The sequence below is a fragment of the Pseudanabaena yagii GIHE-NHR1 genome, from assembly GCF_012863495.1.
In the GTDB taxonomy this organism is placed as follows: domain Bacteria; phylum Cyanobacteriota; class Cyanobacteriia; order Pseudanabaenales; family Pseudanabaenaceae; genus Pseudanabaena; species Pseudanabaena yagii.
Genome location: NZ_JAAVJL010000004.1, coordinates 165,459 through 186,876 on the forward strand (window position 1 = coordinate 165,459; position 21,418 = coordinate 186,876).

Consider the following 21,418-nt stretch of genomic DNA (forward strand, 5'->3'; position numbering starts at 1 on the left):
TGGGTAATTGGTAATTGATAATCTATAGCTGAAAGAAAACCGATAGCCAAAATTTATGTCTCACATCATTAACATAGTGCCTCATCGCAATCTGCTTACTAGCAAATTGATCAGGATAAATAAACTGATCGTCAACATTCATAATATATTTATCCCTATCAAGTGCGATACCATGATTGCGTTTAATTGTTAAATTCACAATTGTTTGCTCAGAAAAATAGTTGGGAGGTTCCAATAGCTGAGACAGCCTCTGGACACTAGCACTCCAATCTAATGCTTTCTTAAACAAAATAAATCCTGCATTAATTGGTTCTTGGCTTTCCACTTCCTCGTAAATAAGCCGACTATCTAAGGAGTTTTTGCAGTCGGGTAAATAATAGGTATTAGTATCATTCGATGTAGCTAAATCTACTAAATCCGAAGCCCCCTGAAAGAAAAGAATATCTGAATCAGTATATAGAGTGGCGCTATCAATGGGAATAGACATCAAGGCAGCCAGTTTCTTGCCCATCGCTTGCTGAGACGCATATTCATAAACTGATGCAGGTAAATCATCCCTTTGGAACTTAGTAAGAAGTTGCACATCAACGCATGGATGAATTTTACGTAGTAGCTCAATACTTTTTTGAGTATAACTTCCATCAGACATAATCGTAAATGCTTTTGGAATACCGACATAGCGGAGAAAAGAGCGCAAACTTGCTACCTGTTCTGGCAAATCACGTTCACAGGATAGGGCATAAACCTTGATGGGTACTTGACGACTTTGCTTGATCGGGAAACTAACTAGAGTGGAAAGACTAGTTTTATAAACGGAGCGGAGAAAGTTTCCTTGAATTTTCGCTGAATGATAGCCAATATTGACCATTGGTTGTTCCGTAAACTAGATTAATTATAGTGCTTACCACGCACATGATAAACAAGATCGATGTTCCCAAAATCTTGAGTTGTTTATCTTCTAGGGCGCTTAGATGTGGATGGATAAAGCCAGAAACTAAGGATTTGGGTGAGGTATGGCATAACTGGATAAGTCAGCAATGCAGAAACAAAGATGACAGAGATAAATAAACCTAGGAGATCGGGAAGCCCTTGTAGAAATGGATTGACAACTAATTTTGCTAATAGAATTAGGGGATATACAGTGATCACACCAACGATCACTTGTTTGTAATACGCAGGTTGGGGTGGACTTGTTAGGGATGAACTTTTAGGTAAGGTAAACCATAGCTCTAGTCCACTGGGGAGATGTTGTTGCGATCGCTTAGCGATAAATTCTTTAGACTTCAGCATCCAATTGTGATAAACCGATGAAGTCAGCCAATCTTTGCAATGCTCGTAGTTATCGAATTTAACGATTAACACATATTCAGGATATTGATGATCGCGCGGTCGAATGACATCAACGCCAATAAAGCCCTCAAACTGTTGTGCGGCATGATTGATTCCTTTTGTCCAAGCTTCATATTCGTCTATGCGATTTGGTTCCACAACTTCGGAGATAACTAACGTAATTGGGTCTGATTGCTGTCCAAATGTCTGCATAGATTTACCAGTAAGTTGGGGCTAGTTAATAATTATACTGCGGTCTTCATAGTAGATTGTTCATTTTATTCCTGTCATCAATAAAGATTGAGATGAACAGTGCGAAGCACTGCATCATCTCAATCTTTAACTTCGACTAGAAGCCATATTCTCAAACTTAGTTAAGCGTGGTTCAAATAATAGTTTGACTGTACCAACGGGACCATTACGATGCTTAGCAATAATGATTTCAGCAACTCCACGATCGGGGGTATCAGGATTATAATATTCATCACGATATAGATTGATTACCAAGTCGGCATCCTGCTCGATGCTTCCAGATTCTCTTAAATCTGATAGCATCGGACGCTTATTAGTTCTTGCCTCTACGCCACGGCTCAACTGGGATAGAGCAATTACGGGAACATTTAATTCACGGGCTAGAGCTTTAAGCGATCGCGTAATTCTCGAAATCTCCTGTACACGATTATCAGAACCTGATCCTTCCATTAATTGCAAATAATCAATCAGGATTAGACCAAGTACACCTCCCTTTTCTGATTGCAACCGTCGAGCTTTAGAACGCAATTCCGTAATCGGAGGATTAGGAGTATCGTCGATAAACAGTGGAAGTTCGGAAAGTCCACTAATTGCCATTGCCACAGTTCCCCATTCATTTTCGCTAATCTGTCCAGTACGGAGACGATTACTATCGATGCCCATGTCACTAGAGCGAACTTTGGACTGACTGGCTAGGAGACGATAAACCAATTGCTCCTTAGACATTTCCAAGCTAAAGATCGCCACAGGTAATCTATGAATTTCTGCCATTTTTCGAGCGAGTTCGAGACCGAAAGCTGTGTTATGGACACAAATATCATTGGCAACAAAATTATGGGTTTCAGGAATAGTCAAATCATAAACTTGCTTCTCACCAACAAACACGATCGCTGTAATTTTGTCCCAATAAATATCGCTAGTGGCAAGCTTTTGTAATGATAGGCAATCAATAGCTGTAGCTAGTTTTAGTAATCTCTCTCTAGTAGGGGCGCGTTTACCCACATGGATATTTGAGCTATTAATACCTGCGGCCAGTGATAATTTCTGCCAAGATTGATCACCTTTAGCAATTGTCAAATCATGCCAAACTTCAACAGGTATTAAATCAGTATTAGTTTGATATCTCTTAGCACATAAAGCTGACTTTGCCTTACTAATTGCATCTTCTTTACCAAAAATGCCAATTTCATCAATTAGAGTTTGCAATGACAAAGCATCAGTAATATCTAATTGCCAACAGTAACGAATTTCTTGTTTGTATTTAACGGACTTGTGTTTAAGTTTCGCAATAATGCCAAATCTTAATAACAAATGTTGGACTTGACGAGCTAACTTTTCGCTGACAGTGGCATAACCTGCTTGTACCTGACCGCTACTTAAAACAGACATCCAGCCGTCAGTAGCTAGTAATCGATTTAAGAATAAAGAAACTAAAGACTTTTCTAAACGAAAAATAAAATCTGGAATTGTTTTGAAATGGGCATTCTTGCCCCAAATTTCTAAATCCCTTAACCAAGTAATTAGTGGATTAACTGAGCCTCTTTTTTTTGCCGTAGTATGCAGCGTTGCGGCGCGATCACCATGAGTATCAATTGTCACTTTTAAACTAGGAGAAAATTGCTCGACCGCCAAAATAAAATCATCTTGAATCTTGGGATTTATATTCGTAAATCGGGGACTAGTTTCAGTTAAGCAACCATCGCCTAAGAGATAGGCTAAAAGTTTAATTTCACAGGCAGGGCGTACTTCTTTCCCAAAAACTGCGATCTTACGAGGGAGAGCAACCTTATCACCTACACATAATTTAGCTAGTTGCTGCCAACCTGTAATCGTTAGAAATGGATGGGTTAAAGTAGTTTCAATTTGTCGTCCTAACGCAGTTGTGATGCGAAATACAGGCTTGATACCATCGTCGATAAATGCTGATGGTTCCGTCAAATCAAACCGCCAATTCTCTCTCAAGGTTAAAAGATTGGGTTTAGTTTGATTTTGTGCATATCGCTGATAAATGGTTTCAATAGTACTGATACTGCCATCAGCTAAAACCAATTCACTATCAAAGGCTAAACATTTACCCATTGATGGACGACCTGCGAGGATAATCAAGTCCGATCGCTGCAAGCCATTGGTCATCGCATCAAAATCGTAAAAACCTGTAATTAACCCTGTCGCCGTGGAATTGCCTGTTCCGAGGGAATTAAAGCGATTTTCTAATTCATAAAAGGTTTTCGTGAGAATGTCGGCAGCAGGAACTAGACCTTGCTGAGCACGAGATTGGGTGACAGCAAAAATTTTCTGCTCAGATTGATCAAGGAGTTGCGCTAGTTCGATTTCATTGCTATAGCTAATATCAACTACCCCGCGAGCCGCCTCTGCAAGCTTCCGTCGGGCATACTTATCGGCAACCAGTTGAGCATAGAAATCAATATTAACGGCGCTAACGGTACGATCACAAAGTTGAGCAATTTTTGATTGTCCGCCGATTTTTTCTAGTAGATCGCGATCGCTGAGCCATGTGGTCAAGCTCATCATGTCTGTGGGATTCGACTGGTTATGCAGCATCAAGCAAGCCCGAAAAATTTCCTGATGGGCTGCTACATAGAACATTTCAGGACGCAAAGTATCTAACACTCGCGAAACTGCTTCTGGATCGATCAAGATCCCGCCTAAGACAGCCTCCTCTGCTTCAATATTCTGTGGAGGTAAGCGATCGCTGATTGATTCAAATTCTTTGCTCATACTGACTTTGGGCTAGGAAAACCAGAAATTTTAGAGGCTGGGTTCGAGTGCATCCATAATTCTATAGCTATAGCCACATAAAACCCAAAAGAGAGTTAAGGACGCTTTGAGTCCTTAACTCTCCATGTGATCAGCTAGAAAGGCTGCTCTTCTACAGACAGGAATACACTTTTCAATCAAGCGAGGTACAGAGGTTTGTTTCACCGCCGAGGGAGGTGAAACAAACCCTTACTTAACTAGACTGGGAAACGCTATATAGTGCAGTTAGTCATGAGTAACTTGGTATGGGATTTGAGGAAATCTTTGTTTTTGTAGTAATCGGTTGTGTGGCGAGCTACTACCAGCGATCGCAATGGCAATCACCGAGCCAAATCATATCTTTGTGGATATGGTCAATTGCTTTGCCTTGCTTAGCGATCGCATGGATCACATTTACACAAACATCCTTGCCTTTAACTTTGACAATGACTGGATATTTATTGGGGACATGGATTTATCGTAACTGGCAATCCACTGCTGCTGAAATATTAAGCCTCACCCCTAGCGAAGAAAAACAAATCAAAGAATGTTTCTCGCCAACGATCTATCACCTCAAAGATTTAGAATATCGCCCTAACGAAATTTACTGTCGCGGCAGTCTGCGATCGCAAAATTACAAATATGCCTACGACATCATTAGTCAAAATATCCAAAAAATATTTGGCGATCGCTTTCTTTGCTATTTACAAGAAAGCCCTATCGAAAATCTAGGCAGAGGGTTTGGGACATTAACAACCGATCAACAGTACACCAACTATTGCTTTTATCTAATTCCTACTCAAAACGTTGCTCAATTTGATCAATCAAGGCTGGGCAAACAATTGCATCGATTCACTTGGATAGTGAGCATGATTAGCATTCTCTTTACCGCCTTTACAGTCCTTTTAGTGGGAGCAAGAATCCATCATATTGGAGATTTAACCCTTAACAACTTACAAACAGGCATTCCCTATTTAATCGGTATAGCTAGCATATTTATCGCAAGGGCGATCGCACAGTATTACGTCGCCTCAAAACACAAGCTAAGATTTGATCCCCCAATTTTATTACCCTGCTTTGGTGGATTTGGGCTGTTGGGACATCTCAATCATCAAATATCCCAAGTCCCCACCAAACAGCGCCACATCCTATTTGATATGGCAGTAATTCCTGCTATTGCGAGTTTAGCTATTTCTGGGATCTTATTAGTCTTAGGCAATTGGCTGTTAGTCCCCACAGAAAGCTCTACTTCGCTACTTCCTAAATCTCTATTGATGCCTAATCTCCACAACTTCGATTTTAAAAATTCAATTTTTGTAACTTTATGGCAGGCTATTTTGACTGTCGGTAAATCAGTAGCCACCACTACCGAAACGATCCCCACTCTATCGCCATTGACCTTAGCGGGTTGGACAGGTTTAGCCATAACTGCTTTACAATTACTGCCCTTTCGCTTTCTTGATGGGGGCAATTTAGCGATCGCTATGTTTGGCTATCGACAAACTACTCAGATAGCGCGTATTGCAAGAATTGTTCTACTCGCGATCGCCTTACTTGCCCAGCCTTGGTTGCGAATTTACAGCTTGTTATTATTTCTATTGCCTCTCCCACAGCCATTAGTGCTCAACGAAAGTATAGAAATTGACAAAACTCGTGATCTCATCGGCATAGGACTAATGGCGATCGCTTTACTAATTATTTTGCCAATGGCTAAGCCTTTCCTATAGAAATTGCTATGGAAATACAGTAATTAATACTATTAGGGGCAATCATATCTTAGAGTCAACTTATGCCATCCCATCTAGATTTACACCAACCCTTTAACTTCGATTCGAGGTAAGCTGGCAAACTCTCTCTCAAAACTCGTTTTAAATTATCCCGAACTTGCGTTAATTTATGGGTTTAACTAAATTTCAAGGTGTAAATGTAATTTTGGGATTATTATTAACTTTGGCATTAGGTAGCCACGCTTTGTTGCTACTGGTAACATCAGTTAAGTCAACAGTAGACACATGTTCATCCTGAAGCGCCATGACGTTGAAATCGTCAACGTCCAAAACCCACAAAATAAAGATCAACAAATACCGATTTTGCAGTATCAGGGGCAGACATTTCGGTTACTCAACATGTTTGGCGATAATCGAGATGAAGCTTTAGCGCTTTGGCGTGACTTAACTGATAACAAAGGCAAAGCTTGCGTGTTATTAGAAGAGCCTCAACGTTTTAGTGTTTGGGGTAGGGTCAAGCTAGACCAAATCCATACAGCAGCTACTGATACTTCTTCTGCGGGTACTTATTTAGTCCAAGGTTGTCTACTCATATTGCAAGCGGTATACCTTGAAGTTGAGGATATCCTTGGCACGAGACAAGCAGGCTCATTTAAGCAAGACCTACTCAAGTTTATGCAACAGGGTAAGTTTGCCCAGAGTGAATCCATCAACGCACTGGAAACGGTTTTATCAATTAACCCCCTGAATAGTGTACAAATACCTAACTGGGATGAAAGCAAATTGCAATTGCTTTTAGGTGAGCTACATCGACTCGCCTCCTCCTATTTAGGTAATGATAGCTTTGTCGATACTGCGGTCGATGCTTTAAATGAGTTACCTGAATCAGCTTCAGTGATTGCTTGGCTGCAAAAAACTCCTAAAGGTAAGCTTTGGCAGTAATTATTAATAACTAAATTAATTAATAATTGTCTAATTTCTAGGTTTACTTTGAGAAGTTATCGCTTCTGTCGTACTATTTTTTATTTTTAGTTCTTTAACACTGCATTTCTTATGGTTGTAGCCAAGGTTCAAGATACATGAGTAGAGCCAAATCTCCTTCCCCAACAGGGATACCCACACAATCTATTATTTGGGCAGCGATCGGATGGGCAACCTTAGCCTTAATGTTTTATCTATTTCTTAGCGCACCTACCGACGGGCCCCACATCATTAAGCCCGAAGAATGTAACAAAGTAGTTAAAGACTTAATCGTAAGACCAAATTGGTATCGATACGGAACATATCTCTTCCAAACAGTAGCGATCGCCTTTTCGGGCATATTATGCTTGCGTAATTGGCGCAGTCCCAAAATTATTAGCGGTCGTAATGTTTGGCTAGGATTAGGACTAGGTATCCTATCGTGGGGTATTGGAAACTTGATTTTTGGATACTTAGATTTTCAATATCAAAGTGGATTAATAGCAGGTGGAGCCAAGGGTGCTGCCAATCTCGTTAAAACATTTCCCTCGATCGCTGATATTTTCTTTACCGCAACCTATGTGTTTTTATCATGGGGCATGGCAATGTCTGTGATTGGTCGAAGACTCAATCTTTATCCCAAGCAATGGGGAGTTGTTGGGGCAGTTGGCTTTATTGGGATCGGACTTGCAGCTTATGTGACCTTTGGTGCAGGTGGTGGATTCACCCTAGATACAGGCAAAATCCTAAATATTGTTTATGCCTTAGGAGATATCTGGTTATTGATTGTAGCTACCATTCTCCTACTCGCTTTCTGGGGTGGTAAGGCAGCACAGTCTTGGCGGTTACTCGGTAGTGCTGGGATTGCGATGTTCTTTAGTGATTTGTGGTTTAACTACAGCATTAACATCAGCGATATTTGCAAGGCAAAACCCTATCAAAGTGGTGAACCTGCGGAATTCTTCTGGATTCTTGCTTTTATCCTCTGGGGAATGGCAGCCGCTTTAGAATTTGATTTATCTTCACGCCCAACGGGGCGCAGCCGCCGTAGCTAAAAATTAAAAAAGAAAGAGGGTCGCTAGCGACCCTCTTTCTTTTTAATATGCGCCATTTCCTTTCGGGAAAATCACAACCAATATAGTTTTAAAAATCAACTTGACATCTAGCCACAAACTCATCAAACGGACATAGCTAGCGTCAATTTGGACTCGTCTAGAGTAAGGAATATCATTGCGTCCTGAAACTTGCCATAGTCCTGCAATTCCTGGACGCACACTGAGTACTTTATCGATCGCTGAACCATATTTAATTAACTCTGCTTTCACCAATGGTCTAGGGCCAACAACACTCATATCACCCACCAGTACATTCCAAAATTGGGGCAATTCATCTAAACTAGTTGTTCTCAAAAACTTGCCAATCTTGGTAATGCGAGGATCATGCTTGAGCTTAAAGGATGCCTCATATTCAGCACGACTAATTGGACAAGAATTCAAATAATTTTCTAGAACTTGGTCAGCGCCATTAATCATGGTTCTAAATTTAATGCACTTAAACTCTTGACCATGCAAACCAACGCGAGGATGAATATACAATACAGAGCCGCGAGAACTCATGAAAACTAGGATCGCGATCGCTAGATAAAGTGGCGAAAATACAGTTAGAACAATTGATGCAAATACAATATCAAAGATTCTTTTTCCCCAAGTTGCATAATGATCTGTACGATTTGTAACTGATTTCGTAACTAATTTCTTTGTACGGAGGCTCGCTTGACTATTTTCTTTGCTTCTAGTAATCATCAAATCTCTACACCACACCACATAGTTGAACTAATCATACAATGCCTGTCTACTTTTATTGGGGCGATGACGACTACCAAATTTCTCAAGCAGTCAAAAAGTTGATTGATACCCATGTCGATCCAATGTGGCGTGATTTTAACTATGTAAAAATCCATGCTACGGTCGATCTTGAGGTAATGGATGGACTTAACCAAGCTGTAACTTCACCCTTTGGAATGGGGAATCGATTGACTTGGCTAGCGGATACTGCGATCGCCCAAAGATGTTCGGAATCATTGCTAGCAGAGCTAGAGAGAACTTTTAATCATTTACCTGTAGACTCCTATATCTTGTTTACCGCATCAAACAAACCTGACGGGAGAGCCAAATCTACCAAATTATTGCAGAAGTATGCCCAAATCTTAGAGTTTTCTTTAATACCGCCTTGGAAAACTGACGCGATCGCTCAATTAGTTAAACAAGCAGCGACAGAAATTGACTTGAAATTGTCTTCAGATGCCGTTGATTTACTAGTTGATGCGATTGGTAATGATACCCGTCGCTTGACAATGGAACTACAAAAGTTACAACTGTCTCATTATGGTCAAACTAAGCCTTTGACCGCTAAAGAAATTGCGCCACTTGTACAAGCATCTGCCCATAATAGTCTCCAATTAGCTAGTGCTATTCGTACATCTAATATTAGCCAAGCGCTTACTTTAGTTGCCGAATTACTGAGAAACAATGAAGTGGGTTTGCGAATTTGTGCAACCTTGGTGGGACAGTTTCGCACATGGCTCTGGATTAAGCTCATGCAGGAATCTGGAGAACGCGATGACAAGGCAATCGCTGATGCTGCCGAAATTGGTAATCCCAAACGAGTTTATTTTCTAAAGCAAGAGGTTCAAGGTCTAAATAGCCAAAAATTGATGCGATCGCTGAGCATTTTGTTACGACTAGAAGCCGAACTCAAACATGGCAAGGATGAAACTGCCACTCTGCAAACTGCGATCATCGAGTTATGTCAAGCAATGGCTAAATAAAAACTAAGAAGTACCTGTGGCTTCGACTTCGCTCAGCCAACGTTAGCTGAGCGAAGTCGAAGCTAGATAACTTTGGTGAGACATTTTTTATCCGCAAGAGCCTAAATAACAAAAAGAGATGGCAACGAGTCTCTTTTTGTTTCCATTAATTCTCTCTATGAAAACGTCAGTTCGTGTTAAAGTTACGAATTTTACAAGACCAGAATCAAAATCCTTAATTAGCAAAGCTTTTGATTCTGGTATTTGAGAGAGGGTTGGCATAGCCAACCCTCTCTATTGAGGCTGGAAACGATTGTTTATTGAAAGCTAGCCTTTGGCTAGCTTTCAATAAACAAGAATGAGAATTGCAGTTTTGTTTCTAGGTTGCGAGATGGGAAAACATGATCGCTGCTACCATGAGAACTAGATCATTTACCTAGAAATATGTCCGAAAATTCCGCAACAGTTACAGTTGCACTTAGTAGTGATAATCAACCTAATCGCAGTTATGACATTGCGATCGCCGCCCATAGCCTCAAAAATTTGGGTGCGAAATTAGTAGAAATTGGCTTAGGCAAAAAAAGCAAAAAGATTCTGATCGTCTCCAATCCTGTCATTTACAAGCATTATGGTGAGACCGTACATAATTCTTTGACTAATGCAAGTTTTGATGTTGCTCATTTGATTCTTCCCGCAGGCGAACGCTTTAAAACTGCCAACTCTCTCCAGAAAATCTATGATGCTGCCCTTGAGCATCGCCTCGAACGTTCATCGGCAATTGTAGCCCTTGGTGGTGGTGTAATTGGTGATATGTCAGGCTATGCGGCGGCAACATGGTTGCGCGGTATTGATCTCGTACAAGTACCGACCACACTTTTGGCAATGGTGGATTCAGCGATCGGCGGCAAGACGGGGATCAATCATCCACAGGGCAAAAACCTGATCGGTGCTTTCTATCAACCCCGCTTAGTCTGGATTGATCCTGAAGTCTTAAAAACCTTACCTGCTCGTGAATTTCGCTCAGCAATGGCAGAGGTGATTAAGTACGGCGTAATCTGGGATCGGGAATTATTTGATTTATTAGCTAAATGCGATCGCCTCGATCAGTTGCGCTATATTTCCGATGAGCTTTTGCAAACCATCCTCTATCGTTGTGCTAAAGCCAAGGCTGAAGTAGTATCCAAGGATGAGAAAGAAGGAAATCTTCGTGCCATTCTTAACTATGGTCACACCGTTGGTCATGCGATCGAATCAGTTACCAACTATCGCCTCTACAATCATGGTGAAGCCGTTGGTTTAGGGATGCTCATTGCTGGGGCGATCGCAGTTGATCTCGGTCTCTGGTCTGCGGAAGATCAAGCCCAACAGGTTGCCCTCATAGCCAAAACTCGCTTACCACAAACCCTACCTGCGGATATTGATCAAGAAGCGATTGTTGAGTCCCTATCTACCGATAAAAAGGTTGAAGCGGGCAAGGTTCGGTTCATTCTGCCTACAGCGATCGGTCATGTCACTCTAAGCGATCGAGTGACTGGGGATCTAGTTAAACAAAATTTACGTCAAATTTTGACATAATCACTTGACACATCAAAGGGTAGTTCGTACTATACTTAAACGTTTATGTCAAGCAAAAATATTGCTAAGCTTAGACATACATTTGTAAACCATTAGTAATTCAACCCCATACCCAAAGAGTCTAGACAACAGAGATTTCATGACTAAAAAGCCAATTAAAGACCTCCCCCAAATCAACGAACGCATCAGATATCCAAAAATTCGAGTCATTGATATGGAGGGGGAGCAGCTCGGCATCCTGACCCCAAAAGAAGCCTTGAAAATGGCTGAAGAAAAAGAGCTAGATCTTGTATTAGTCAGCGACAAAGCCGATCCTCCTGTTTGTCGGATCATGGACTATGGCAAATTCAAGTTTGAGCAAGAAAAAAAGGCGAGGGAAGCCCGCAAAAAGCAACATACTTCAGATGTCAAGGAAGTAAAGATGCGTTACAAGATTGAAGAGCATGACTATAAAGTGCGAATCAACCATGCGGAGCGTTTCTTAAAAGAAGGAGACAAGGTTAAGGCAACTGTAATGTTCCGTGGTCGTGAGATCCAACACGTCGATCTTGCTGAAGTTCTACTCAATCGTATGGCTAGCGATCTTGAAGCTGTTGCTGAGATTCAACAATATCCAAAGCGTGAAGGTAGAAATATCACCATGTTGATGGCTCCCAAGAAATAACCCTAAGAAACAAAAAAGCCTCGCTATTTGCGAGGCTTTTTTGTTTCTTAGGGTTATCGAGGAGGATTTAAAGGCATGGCAAGTGGAGTCGGTGTAGGTTGTGGACTCGCAGACTGACTCGTCGTATCTGTGGATGCAACCACAGGTGCTCCGACAGCGCGCAAGACCTCAACTCCATTTTGCTGAAGAACGACAATTGGTGGTTCAGAGTTTGTGTCAATTCTCTTGACCAAAACCCTACCATTAGAAATCAGTTGCCCAGCTCTGACATTGCGAGGAGTTGGCTCATCACTTGCTTGGATGATGGCATAGATAGTACCGCCAATCTCGACCGTACCTGTTACAACAGTGCCTTCTGCTGCCTTCGTGTCAGGAGGCTCTATTTTCGTACGTGTAGATGTTCTAACCACGATCGCTGCTCTTAAATTTGGTGGCTCCTTAGGCTTAGCCAAAAGAGCTTCTAATTTTGGCACTGGATTGATGACTGTACTGGTAAAAGGATCACGAGCCTGCTTAGAGTCAATACCGATTTTCTTCTCTAGTTCCTGCACTCTAGCCTGTTTATCCGTAGTGGCAATTAGCTCTTGACTCTTCTGTCCAGCTACAAATGGTGTTTTAAAAGCTTCTTGGGCTGGAGTTGCCGCCGCCTTGGGCGCAGTATTTGTAGTGGTTGCCTCAGCAATTGTGGGCAATGGCTTACCTTCTTCAGCAAGCTTTCTCATGGCTTCGCAATCAGTCCCTGGTGCAAATTTCCCAGTTTTAGTAATACCTTGCCTGAGTTCTCTTGCTGTGCTGATCGTACATTCGGTTGGTGTGCTCTCACCGCAAGCACTAAGGATTGTAGTAATGCTAAGAATCACGCCAGCTAGGTAATAGATACGCATAAAAAAGTTCCTCTGCTGCCTACTTGTTTGTTCGGTACAGCGTCATCCGATGTTGTCGATTTTGACTGCAAGATAGTAAAGCATTATGGTCATTTTGGCAATCATTAACAAGAGATAACATTAAGTTTTACCAATAAAACTCCATAAGAGTTTGGCGGTGCGCCGCCAAACTCTTATGGAGTTTTGATTTTTTTCTAACACAAACGGCGACAGCTATACTTTTAGTAATAGCCATTGACGGAGAAATTTGTGGAAATTACATCTGAAGTTTATCAAGGTCAGTTTGGTGAGTTTACGATTACTGAGAGCGATCGCCTCAGCGTAATTATCTATCGCAGTGCCTTAGCGATCTCGGCAGTATGTTTTAGCGTAGGAGCGCTGTTAGTGCTACTACAGCCAAATAATCCTCAAATCCTAAATTGGTTAACTTGGCTATATTGTGGATTTTCGCTAGGTTTAGGGGTTGCACTTTGGACGATCCATATCTATCTAGAATTACTTCATCGGGTGTTGCAGCTATTTTGGGCAATTGGCGTGATCGCTTCGGTCGGTATTGCTTTGTATTTCCCAGAACCTTTGGCGATCGCAATTTACGAACATCCGATCGCTTTAATTGGTGTGGGTTTTAGTTTTGCCGCTCTAACTGGGATTTTCTTTAAAGAATCTTTTTGTTTTAATCGCTTTGAAACTAAATTTTTAGTTCCATTATTGCCAGTATTGATTCTTGGTCACTTGGTGAGTCTTCTGCCCATAGCGATCGAGCAAAGTTTATTAGGTACTTGGGCAGTTTTATTTATGATTTTTGCAATTCGTAAATTAAGCCAAGAAATCCCCTCAGACATTGGCGATAAATCAGTATTTGCTTATCTCAAAGCCCAAAAGCAACAAGCAGCTTAATACAAATATGAATAAAGCTTTTACTTCTCAGGCAGATGAATGGACAGAGGCGATCGCCCCCGTACAGCAGCGCTACGATCGCGAATATCGGAATGAAGCATTTGATTTACCCGCAGAGGTGGAGTCGATGCCACTATTTCGTGAATGGGTGAGCCATACTCTAGCGGGTAAAATTGCCTCGCCTTTTTGGGAATTGGCGCAATTTCAAAAGAATCAACGGTGTTTAGATATTGGCTGTGGGGTTAGCTTTTTAATTTATCCTTGGCGGGATTGGGAAGTATATTTTTATGGACAAGAAGTTAGCTTTGTGGCGAAGGATGCCCTAAATTCTAGGGGTTCGCAGCTTAACTCGAAATTATTTAAAGGCGTGCAACTGGGATCCGCCCACAAGTTAAATTATGAAAATGCTACTTTCGATCGCGTAATTGCGACGGGCTTTAGTTGCTATTACCCTCTGAAATATTGGAAATTGGTATTGCAGGAGGCAAAACGGGTATTAAAGCCCAATGGAGTTTTAATTTTTGATGCGATCGCCCCCGACTTAGAATTTGCTGAAAATTGGGCGATTTTAGAAACCTATTTAGGTGCAGAAGTATTTCTCACTCCTCTTAGCGAATTTACCGAGCTGGCGCAGTCGATGGGTGGCAAAATCACCGCTAAAAAAGATGGGTTGCTATTTTCGATGTATCGCGTTCAGTGGTAGTTTGGTGAAACTTGCGTAGCAAGTCACCGCAAATTTTACAGGTTAGATTATGTCTGATAATTCTTCAACAACAGGTGCTGATGCGATTGATGTGGCGATCGCTCAAGGCATTGATTTTGATGGCACACCCATCGATCCTAAAAAGCTTGATCTATACAACAGTGTGATGGCTCTAGAAGCTGGTCGTCAGCGTAGTGGTGTAACTAACACCATGCGATCGCGCATTGTCCGTATTGGCGCAAAACATATCCCTCAAGATGAGCTGAATCAAAAATTGTTGGAAGCAGGCTTTGCCCCACTTAAAGATAAGGATATTGCTTACTTTTACAATAAGTAATCGTTTGTGTGAGCTTTGCGCTCACATACAAACATTGCAGAGAGTTACAGCGCGTTGCGCTGTAACTCTCTGCAATGTAGCAATACAAGTTTTTGGCAGATTTAATCAGATTTTGGGCATAATTGTTAATACGAAACCTTGACGCTCAAAATGATTAAGTATTGGCAAGCTATACCCAAAGTTTTTATCACAGCGCTATTGCTGCTGGGCATCGGCGAATGGATGAGCCTAGATGTCGTAAGTGCTCAATCTCGTGGTAGTTACGTCAGCAACCGTAGTATTCAAAATTTAAAGCGATCGGGTCAACGCTGGATTGAGATTAATCGGCGTAGCCAGACCCTGATCGCATGGCAAGGAAATAGAGCTATATATTCGGTGATAGTCTCTACGGGTAAATCTGAGACACCTACGCCTGCGGGTATTTTTAAAATTCAGGCAAAGTATCCTACCGCCAGAATGCAAGGGGAAGATTACAACGTCCCTGATGTGCCCCATGTGATGTACTACAGTGGCAACTACGCCATTCATGGGGCATATTGGCATCGAAGTTTTGGTATACCGATCAGTCATGGCTGCACCAATGTCGCACCAGATCATGCTGCATGGCTCTATAGCTGGGCTTCTGTGGGTACAACCGTGGTTGTACGCTAGCAAAATAGGATGCTAAGCATCCTATTTTGCTAAATAAAACTTAACGCATTAGAAATAGACAGAGGCGATCGCCTCACAGTAACCTAGAGACGATATCTGTAATCATTTTATTTTCAAATTACAGTCTTTAGGAATAAGGATAAACCTATGGCAGTTCAACGCGGTTCTAAGGTTCGCATTTTGCGTAAAGAGTCCTACTGGTATCGTGAAGTCGGTACTGTAGCTTCTGTTGATAAGAGCGGCATCATCTACCCAGTGATCGTCCGTTTCGACAGTGTCAACTACTCCAACGTCGCAACCAACAACTTTGCGATCGATGAAGTCGAAGAAGTCGCCTAGATTCTTCTAACTTAAAAAAGGTACAATCTCTGCGTAGCAGAGATTGTACCTTTTTTAGTAAGTAATGCCTGAGTTACCAGAAGTTGAGACAGTTCGGATTGGTTTAAATGAAAGTACGTTAGGTTGGCAGATTGAAGGTGGTGAGGTATTGCTGCCCCGTGCGATCGCCTATCCTGAAAATCCACAAGCTTTTTTAAATGCTCTAACGGGTGCAGAGTTTGTTGAGTGGCAGCGACGGGGAAAATATTTAATTGCGAAGTTGTCCCAAGGTAATCAACTGGGTGTCCATTTGCGAATGACGGGGAGTTTGCTCTGGTGCGATCGCGATGCTGCCTTGGGGAAACATACACGAGTCAGACTGTTTTTAAAGGAAAAAGGAAAAGGGAAAAAGGGAAAAAACTCAAGTCAGAAGGAATTGCGATTTGATGATCAGCGTACCTTTGGTAAAATTTGGTGGGTTCCGCCTGATCACGCGACCGCATCAATTATTACGGGATTACAGAAGTTAGGGTTAGAACCTTTTGACCCAGAGTTTACACCTGAGCATTTAGCCGCCAAACTTAGCCGTAGTGGTCGCCCGATCAAAACAGTACTGCTCGATCAAGAGACTGTGGCGGGTATTGGCAATATTTACGCGGATGAATCGTTATTTCTTGGCAAAATTCATCCTCAAAAGGCGGCAAATTCTCTTAGTGCAGAACAGGTCAAGGCTTTGCATCAAGGAATTATCCGATCACTTAGTGATGGGATTGCTAAGGGTGGGACAACTTTTAGCTCGTTCCAGAATGTGGCAGGACTAAAGGGCAATTACATCGATACCGCTTGGGTATTTCGACGCACGGGGCAACCCTGTAATGTTTGTGGAACAGTAATTTCTCGAATTAAACTCGGCGGGAGATCGACACATTTTTGCGCTCAATGTCAGAGCCTATAGATAGTGGTGCAAAGCTCCACTTATCTTGCTTATGGCAAAAGATTATTTTGGGTAGCGATCGCGATCGCATGTTTGCGATCGGCTACTTCTAGTTTGTGCAAAATCGTATGAATATGTACCCGCACTGTGCCTGAGGAAATATACAACAGATCGGCAATTTCTTGATTAGTTTTATGCTCTGACATCAACATCAGGATCTCTTTCTCGCGCCGAGTTAAAGTATTGACCTTTGCCTCAGAAGATGGATCATCGGTGAGTTCAGGAGAATGATTCTGAAAAGTATGCTGAATTTCTGCGGTAGCAGTGGCATCCCACCAAGAAGCCCCAGCAATTAGCGATCGCATCGCCAAAATTAAGGTTTCAGCGGCAACACCCTTCATGCAGTAGCCCTGTGCGCCTGCGGTCACTAAACGGGAAATAAGAGTGCGCTCATTGCGTGAAGTTAAGACCAAAATCGGTAGGTTGGGATGGTTTTGTTTGAGTTGCCGACAGGTTTCCATACCGCCGAGTCCCGGTAAGCCAATATCAAGGAGGACAAGATCGAAGGTTTGCTGTTTTGCCAAATCGATCGCTGTTTCTCCATCGCTTGCCTCTGCTAAAACGGCAATTTTTGTTTCCTGCTGCAACCGCACCTGCAAACCAAGGCGAAATAGCTCATCGTCTTCAACTAACAATATTTTGCGATTATCTAAGGTCATAATTTCGGATTGCCCTACCAGAATATTTTTAAATTCTTGCAAAGTAAGAATTTAAAAATATTCTGGTTATACCAAATAAAAAAATGGCTACGCCATCTTTTTATTTGAAAACCCTTACTGGGTTTAGGTTTTAAATCAATAAAGTGTAACAACACTTTATTGATTTGGTATTAGTTATGATGATGAGTATGGCAGGGCTGGCAAACGAAAGCCAAAAACTGCGCCCTGAGGATGTCGATTCTCTGCCCAAATTGTACCGCCATGCGCTTCAATAATTTGGCGAGATAGATATAGACCTAAACCCGAACCAGTCGCGAGGCGATCGCTTTGTCCTTGATAAAATCTTTCAAATAGATAGGGCTTTTCATCGGCTCTAATCCCTGCGCCACCATCAAGTACCTGCACCACCTGATAAGCAGATTGAGTTTCTAGCACTACTTCTACTTTTGCGCCCCGGGGTGAATGATTAATCGCATTGGTCAGCAAATTTATAAAAACTCGCCGTAATTGGAAATCATCGCCATTCACCCATAGGAATTTGCGAAAGTCCGACTCACCATAGTGCAAATTTAGATAGACACTACGATTAGTAGATAGACTCAATAGGGAAGTTGCCACATCTTCTGCGAGAACCGCTAAATTGATTGGTTTTAATTGTAGCTGCAAACCTTCCGTTTCATTGCGATAGACATCAAGGAGAGTTTCCACTAGTCGCAAACTATTCTGATGACTACGAATCATCGTTGCTAATACTGTCTTTTGAGTGGATAGAATCGTTCCAAAATGTCCTCGATCAAAAGCTTGCAGAGTTTCGATCGCACCGAGTAAAGGAGTCCGTAAGTCATGTGCCAAAGTGGAAGCAAAATCCTCTCGCACATTCATGATTTTTTCTTGAGCTTGAAGCTTTACCTGTTGCTGGACTAAAATCTGCTGGGTCTGACGATAGCGATCGCTTAAAATCCCCGTCAAGATCAAAGCAAATACTGTTACTAAACGATTTACCACCATTGAGGTGTGAATTTCTTCGTTGGCAGGAACCCAAATATTTAATAAAGTCAAAATTACCGCAGCAAAGATGATTTGAAATATCGCACCACGACTCAACCGAGAGTTAGCAATCAAAATTGGGCTGACGTAGAGATAACTCATCACATAGTCGGGTGGTGTGGAAAATTCTAAAATAAAGACTATCCCGAACAGTCCCACAACTATCCAAAAGAAAGGCGATCTCCAAGATGATTCTGCTTGTTGTTTTGGCATGATGGGTTCCTATGTAATTGTGCGATCTGGTTTAAAAAGTACGAATTACGATTTTTTTAATTACGAATTATCAATTACGAATTACATATAGCAATCCTAAATGAGTTGAGAGAGGCTTCGACTTCGCTCAGCCATCGTATCCCGATGGCTGAGCGAAGTCGAAGCCCTATTTTTCTCATAAATGATTTAGGACTGCTATATAGCGTTTTTTATTAAGGTGCAGAAATTTGTTTTCCGATGAAGACGGGAAAACAAACCCCTACTTCACTAGACTGGGAAACGCTATATATTATTTTGCCTTAGCAAAATCGCTAAAATATCAGTACTTGCACGTATGTAGAGTTAAAGTAAGGATCAATAGCTATGTGTGTTGTCTATCCTCACACTTAAACAGAATCGATAGTGCTTTGCGCTGTCTACTCCGTTGTATAGATTGTTAGGGGATCTCTATCTTTAGAGGTTTTGAAACGGTCACGACAATATGAGTAGATATTAATGAGAGGAATCAATATGCACTAAAAACAATAACTTGCTTAATTTACTCACTTAATTACTCGCTTATTGTTGTGATTTCTCAGAATTAATTATTCTAACTATGCAGTAATTACAAGTTCTGTAACTACTTAATATGCGGTAACTGATTCGCCCATAAATGCTGGAATTGAGGTTCTACGAACTTAGTTCCAGAATTGTTTCGACGGTTTATGCTCTTGTGCGGACTTAAATCTTCAGTCAACCCCTAAAACAACTCATATGACATATACCGTTTCCACTGCAAGAAATATTTTCCCTAACACCTTGGCTGCTGACGTTGTACCAGCAACCACAGCAAGATTCAATCAACTTAGTACCGAAGATCAACTCGCTTGGATTTGGTTTACATACCTTGAGATGGGCAAAACTGTAACGATCGCAGCTCCGGGAGCAGCAAGTATGCAGTTAGCCGAATTGACTCTAAATGAAATCAAGAAAATGAGTTTTCAGCAACAAACTCAGGTCATGTGTGACCTAGCTAATCGTGCTGATACTCCTATCTGTCGTACCTACGCTATTTGGTCGCAAAATATCAAGCTAGGCTTTTGGTATCAGCTTGGGAAATGGATGGAAGAAGGAATTGTTGCTCCTATTCCTGAAGGATACAAGCTTTCCGCTAATGCTTCCGCAGTTCTTGCGACATTAATTAGTCTAGAACCCGGTCAACAAATTACAATTCTTCGTAATGCAGTTGTAGATATGGGTTATGACCCTAATAAGTTGGATGGAGTCACCCGCATTACTGAGCCAGTATTGCCTCCTAAAGAACAGTCAAAGCGCACTCAAGTTAAGATCGAAGGAATTGACAATCCCACCGTATTGTCTTATATGGATAACTTGAATGCTAATGATTTCGACGCTTTAATCGCGCTATTCCTTCCCGATGGTGCTTTACAGCCTCCCTTCCAAAGACCAATCGTTGGTAAAGAAGCAATTATGCGCTTCTTTAAAGAAGAATGTCAAAATCTCGTACTTGTTCCAGAAAGAGGCGTTTCTGAACCCGCAGATGGTGGCTACACCCAAATTAAAATCACTGGAAAAGTGCAAACACCTTGGTTTGGCTCTGGTGTAGGTATGAATATCTCTTGGCGCTTTTTGCTTGATCCTAGCAATAAGATCTTCTTCGTGGCGATCGATTTACTCGCTTCTCCCAAAGAGTTATTGAACTTGATCCGTTAAAAATTTACAGCGCTTTGCGCTTCAAACTAAGAAATCCTTAAAAAGTGTTGCTTTGCTGCATTTTTTAAGGATTTCTTGTAATTCATTAAATTGCTTCTTGAGAAATGCAAATGCTTAGCCTGCAAAAAAAGGCGCTTAAAACTGATAACTGGATGGGCGCAATCATAACCTTTGTTATAGCCAGTTTATGGATTGCTAGTCTAGTTGGCTCTTTTCAGATTTTTGTACCAAATAGTTCTTGGATATGGCTAATTTGTTCGATCTTAATTCGCACATATCTACACACTGGGTTATTTATTCTTGCCCATGAATCTATGCATGGGAACTTAATTCCACAAAACCAGCGCTTAAACAAGATCGTTGGACGCTTGATGCTAGGTATCTATGGACTTTTGCCCTACGATCGCTGTTTGGTAAATCATATTAATCATCATCGCTATCCCTCCCAAAGTGGCGATCCTGATTTTCATGGCGATGTGGCCAATCCCATCCATTGGTATTGCAAATTTATGAGCGAATATTTCCCGTTGCGATCGCTAGTTACTTTCATTACGAGCATGATTGTGATTATTGCGATCTTGATGATCGCTTTCAAGGTTTCTCTCACGAATCTAATCCTCTTTTGGCTTTTACCCCTCATCCTCAGTTCGCTCCAACTATTTTTCTTTGGCACATATCTTCCCCATCGCCTAATTGATAATAATTTAAACTTCTCGCCACGTTTACATAGCGATCGCTATTCGATGCTGTGGTCATTTTTGAGTTGTTACAACTTCGGTCATTACCATTGGGAACACCACGCATATCCCCATGTTCCTTGGTACAAGTTACCTAGAGCAATTCGCACCCAAACTTAAATGTGGGTTGTACACATATTTAGAATACTCTAAAGTCTACAAACATAAAAACATCCTAAAATCACGAATGAGCAA

21 protein-coding genes are annotated in these 21,418 nt (G+C 41.5%); 14 read left to right on the forward strand and 7 right to left on the reverse strand.

The genetic code is table 11. From position 1 onward, the window contains the following. Positions 1-22: 22 nt before the first annotated feature. The 3 genes from HC246_RS23170 to dnaB form a co-directional block, all read right to left on the reverse strand. Complete coding sequence (locus HC246_RS23170; RefSeq protein ID WP_169365780.1) at positions 23-868, reverse strand: hypothetical protein; 846 nt, start codon at positions 866-868, stop codon at positions 23-25. 83 nt (positions 869-951) lie between these two features. Continuing rightward, entirely contained in the window at positions 952-1,542 is a 591-nt protein-coding gene (locus HC246_RS23175) for an antibiotic biosynthesis monooxygenase (RefSeq protein WP_169365781.1), read from the reverse strand. Between the two features lie 126 nt (positions 1,543-1,668). Next, positions 1,669-4,320: a replicative DNA helicase gene (dnaB, locus tag HC246_RS23180; protein ID WP_169365782.1), complete on the reverse strand. Its 2,652-nt coding sequence runs from the start codon at positions 4,318-4,320 to the stop codon at positions 1,669-1,671. A gap of 284 nt (positions 4,321-4,604) precedes the next feature. On the opposite strand from dnaB, the gene HC246_RS23185 reads away from it, so the two are divergent. From HC246_RS23185 to HC246_RS23195, 3 genes are all read left to right on the forward strand, one after another. After that, positions 4,605-6,065, forward strand: a complete 1,461-nt coding sequence (locus HC246_RS23185; RefSeq protein WP_169365783.1) for a zinc metalloprotease — start codon at positions 4,605-4,607, stop codon at positions 6,063-6,065. A 285-nt stretch (positions 6,066-6,350) separates the two neighbouring features. Continuing rightward, positions 6,351-7,007, forward strand: a complete 657-nt coding sequence (locus tag HC246_RS23190; RefSeq protein ID WP_169365784.1) for an Npun_F0813 family protein — start codon at positions 6,351-6,353, stop codon at positions 7,005-7,007. 137 nt (positions 7,008-7,144) lie between these two features. Then, positions 7,145-8,080 (forward strand): hypothetical protein, encoded by a 936-nt coding sequence (locus HC246_RS23195; RefSeq protein ID WP_169365785.1) that lies wholly within the window; start codon positions 7,145-7,147, stop codon positions 8,078-8,080. A gap of 42 nt (positions 8,081-8,122) precedes the next feature. Here the strand turns inward: HC246_RS23195 and HC246_RS23200 are convergent, their stop codons facing one another. Continuing rightward, positions 8,123-8,827 (reverse strand): sugar transferase, encoded by a 705-nt coding sequence (locus HC246_RS23200; protein ID WP_169365786.1) that lies wholly within the window; start codon positions 8,825-8,827, stop codon positions 8,123-8,125. A gap of 41 nt (positions 8,828-8,868) precedes the next feature. Between HC246_RS23200 and holA the strand changes: the two genes are divergently transcribed. The 3 genes from holA to infC all read left to right on the forward strand — a co-directional run bounded on the left by holA (position 8,869) and on the right by infC (position 12,070). Then, complete coding sequence (gene holA / locus HC246_RS23205; RefSeq protein WP_169365787.1) at positions 8,869-9,852, forward strand: DNA polymerase III subunit delta; 984 nt, start codon at positions 8,869-8,871, stop codon at positions 9,850-9,852. Positions 9,853-10,275: 423 nt separating this feature from the next. Continuing rightward, a complete protein-coding gene (gene aroB, locus HC246_RS23210; protein WP_169365788.1) occupies positions 10,276-11,406 on the forward strand; it encodes a 3-dehydroquinate synthase in 1,131 nt (376 codons plus the stop codon). 139 nt (positions 11,407-11,545) lie between these two features. Next, complete coding sequence (gene infC / locus HC246_RS23215; protein ID WP_126385849.1) at positions 11,546-12,070, forward strand: translation initiation factor IF-3; 525 nt, start codon at positions 11,546-11,548, stop codon at positions 12,068-12,070. Between the two features lie 53 nt (positions 12,071-12,123). Here the strand turns inward: infC and HC246_RS23220 are convergent, their stop codons facing one another. Then, a complete protein-coding gene (locus HC246_RS23220) occupies positions 12,124-12,954 on the reverse strand; it encodes a hypothetical protein (protein ID WP_169365789.1) in 831 nt (276 codons plus the stop codon). Positions 12,955-13,203: 249 nt separating this feature from the next. Here HC246_RS23220 and HC246_RS23225 point away from each other — a divergent pair, with 249 nt between their 5' ends. The 6 genes from HC246_RS23225 to HC246_RS23250 all read left to right on the forward strand — a co-directional run bounded on the left by HC246_RS23225 (position 13,204) and on the right by HC246_RS23250 (position 16,815). Further along, positions 13,204-13,851, forward strand: a complete 648-nt coding sequence (locus HC246_RS23225; protein ID WP_318655996.1) for a DUF2301 domain-containing membrane protein — start codon at positions 13,204-13,206, stop codon at positions 13,849-13,851. Positions 13,852-13,858: 7 nt separating this feature from the next. Beyond that, positions 13,859-14,554, forward strand: coding sequence for a class I SAM-dependent methyltransferase (locus HC246_RS23230; RefSeq protein WP_169365791.1), 696 nt, complete (start codon positions 13,859-13,861; stop codon positions 14,552-14,554). A gap of 49 nt (positions 14,555-14,603) precedes the next feature. Then, entirely contained in the window at positions 14,604-14,891 is a 288-nt protein-coding gene (locus HC246_RS23235; RefSeq protein ID WP_169365792.1) for a small RNA NsiR4-regulated ssr1528 family protein, read from the forward strand. 150 nt (positions 14,892-15,041) lie between these two features. Next, positions 15,042-15,542 (forward strand): L,D-transpeptidase, encoded by a 501-nt coding sequence (locus HC246_RS23240; RefSeq protein WP_169365793.1) that lies wholly within the window; start codon positions 15,042-15,044, stop codon positions 15,540-15,542. 147 nt (positions 15,543-15,689) lie between these two features. After that, the gene (locus tag HC246_RS23245; RefSeq protein WP_055077578.1) at positions 15,690-15,881 is read left to right on the forward strand and encodes a photosystem I reaction center subunit IV; all 192 of its coding nucleotides are present in this window, start codon (positions 15,690-15,692) and stop codon (positions 15,879-15,881) included. A gap of 64 nt (positions 15,882-15,945) precedes the next feature. After that, entirely contained in the window at positions 15,946-16,815 is an 870-nt protein-coding gene (locus HC246_RS23250; protein WP_169365794.1) for a DNA-formamidopyrimidine glycosylase, read from the forward strand. Positions 16,816-16,844: 29 nt separating this feature from the next. Here HC246_RS23250 and HC246_RS23255 read toward each other — a convergent pair whose 3' ends face one another. Continuing rightward, positions 16,845-17,513 carry a response regulator transcription factor gene (locus HC246_RS23255; RefSeq protein WP_169365795.1) on the reverse strand — a complete coding sequence of 223 codons (669 nt, stop codon included), beginning with the start codon at positions 17,511-17,513 and terminating at the stop codon, positions 16,845-16,847. A 174-nt stretch (positions 17,514-17,687) separates the two neighbouring features. Continuing rightward, positions 17,688-18,773, reverse strand: coding sequence for a sensor histidine kinase (locus HC246_RS23260; RefSeq protein ID WP_169365796.1), 1,086 nt, complete (start codon positions 18,771-18,773; stop codon positions 17,688-17,690). 753 nt (positions 18,774-19,526) lie between these two features. On the opposite strand from HC246_RS23260, the gene HC246_RS23265 reads away from it, so the two are divergent. Next, positions 19,527-20,486 carry an orange carotenoid-binding protein gene (locus tag HC246_RS23265; RefSeq protein WP_169365797.1) on the forward strand — a complete coding sequence of 320 codons (960 nt, stop codon included), beginning with the start codon at positions 19,527-19,529 and terminating at the stop codon, positions 20,484-20,486. A 110-nt stretch (positions 20,487-20,596) separates the two neighbouring features. Continuing rightward, positions 20,597-21,343: a fatty acid desaturase gene (locus tag HC246_RS23270; RefSeq protein WP_169365798.1), complete on the forward strand. Its 747-nt coding sequence runs from the start codon at positions 20,597-20,599 to the stop codon at positions 21,341-21,343. Positions 21,344-21,418 lie beyond the last annotated feature (75 nt).

What these genes read in the sequence shown, in the direction of transcription:
- HC246_RS23265 (WP_169365797.1), top strand. Translation starts at nt 19,527, where the DNA reads ATGACATATACCGTTTCCACTGCAAGAAATATTTTCCCTAACACCTTG.
- HC246_RS23250 (WP_169365794.1), top strand. Translation starts at nt 15,946, where the DNA reads ATGCCTGAGTTACCAGAAGTTGAGACAGTTCGGATTGGTTTAAATGAA.
- HC246_RS23185 (WP_169365783.1), top strand. Translation starts at nt 4,605, where the DNA reads ATGGGATTTGAGGAAATCTTTGTTTTTGTAGTAATCGGTTGTGTGGCG.
- HC246_RS23190 (WP_169365784.1), top strand. Translation starts at nt 6,351, where the DNA reads ATGTTCATCCTGAAGCGCCATGACGTTGAAATCGTCAACGTCCAAAAC.
- HC246_RS23175 (WP_169365781.1), bottom strand. Translation starts at nt 1,542, where the DNA reads ATGCAGACATTTGGACAGCAATCAGACCCAATTACGTTAGTTATCTCC.
- HC246_RS23170 (WP_169365780.1), bottom strand. Translation starts at nt 868, where the DNA reads ATGGTCAATATTGGCTATCATTCAGCGAAAATTCAAGGAAACTTTCTC.
- holA (WP_169365787.1), top strand. Translation starts at nt 8,869, where the DNA reads ATGCCTGTCTACTTTTATTGGGGCGATGACGACTACCAAATTTCTCAA.
- aroB (WP_169365788.1), top strand. Translation starts at nt 10,276, where the DNA reads ATGTCCGAAAATTCCGCAACAGTTACAGTTGCACTTAGTAGTGATAAT.
- HC246_RS23230 (WP_169365791.1), top strand. Translation starts at nt 13,859, where the DNA reads ATGAATAAAGCTTTTACTTCTCAGGCAGATGAATGGACAGAGGCGATC.
- infC (WP_126385849.1), top strand. Translation starts at nt 11,546, where the DNA reads ATGACTAAAAAGCCAATTAAAGACCTCCCCCAAATCAACGAACGCATC.
- HC246_RS23220 (WP_169365789.1), bottom strand. Translation starts at nt 12,954, where the DNA reads ATGCGTATCTATTACCTAGCTGGCGTGATTCTTAGCATTACTACAATC.
- HC246_RS23270 (WP_169365798.1), top strand. Translation starts at nt 20,597, where the DNA reads ATGCTTAGCCTGCAAAAAAAGGCGCTTAAAACTGATAACTGGATGGGC.
- HC246_RS23235 (WP_169365792.1), top strand. Translation starts at nt 14,604, where the DNA reads ATGTCTGATAATTCTTCAACAACAGGTGCTGATGCGATTGATGTGGCG.
- HC246_RS23260 (WP_169365796.1), bottom strand. Translation starts at nt 18,773, where the DNA reads ATGCCAAAACAACAAGCAGAATCATCTTGGAGATCGCCTTTCTTTTGG.
- HC246_RS23240 (WP_169365793.1), top strand. Translation starts at nt 15,042, where the DNA reads ATGATTAAGTATTGGCAAGCTATACCCAAAGTTTTTATCACAGCGCTA.
- HC246_RS23245 (WP_055077578.1), top strand. Translation starts at nt 15,690, where the DNA reads ATGGCAGTTCAACGCGGTTCTAAGGTTCGCATTTTGCGTAAAGAGTCC.
- HC246_RS23200 (WP_169365786.1), bottom strand. Translation starts at nt 8,827, where the DNA reads ATGATTACTAGAAGCAAAGAAAATAGTCAAGCGAGCCTCCGTACAAAG.
- HC246_RS23255 (WP_169365795.1), bottom strand. Translation starts at nt 17,513, where the DNA reads ATGACCTTAGATAATCGCAAAATATTGTTAGTTGAAGACGATGAGCTA.
- dnaB (WP_169365782.1), bottom strand. Translation starts at nt 4,320, where the DNA reads ATGAGCAAAGAATTTGAATCAATCAGCGATCGCTTACCTCCACAGAAT.
- HC246_RS23195 (WP_169365785.1), top strand. Translation starts at nt 7,145, where the DNA reads ATGAGTAGAGCCAAATCTCCTTCCCCAACAGGGATACCCACACAATCT.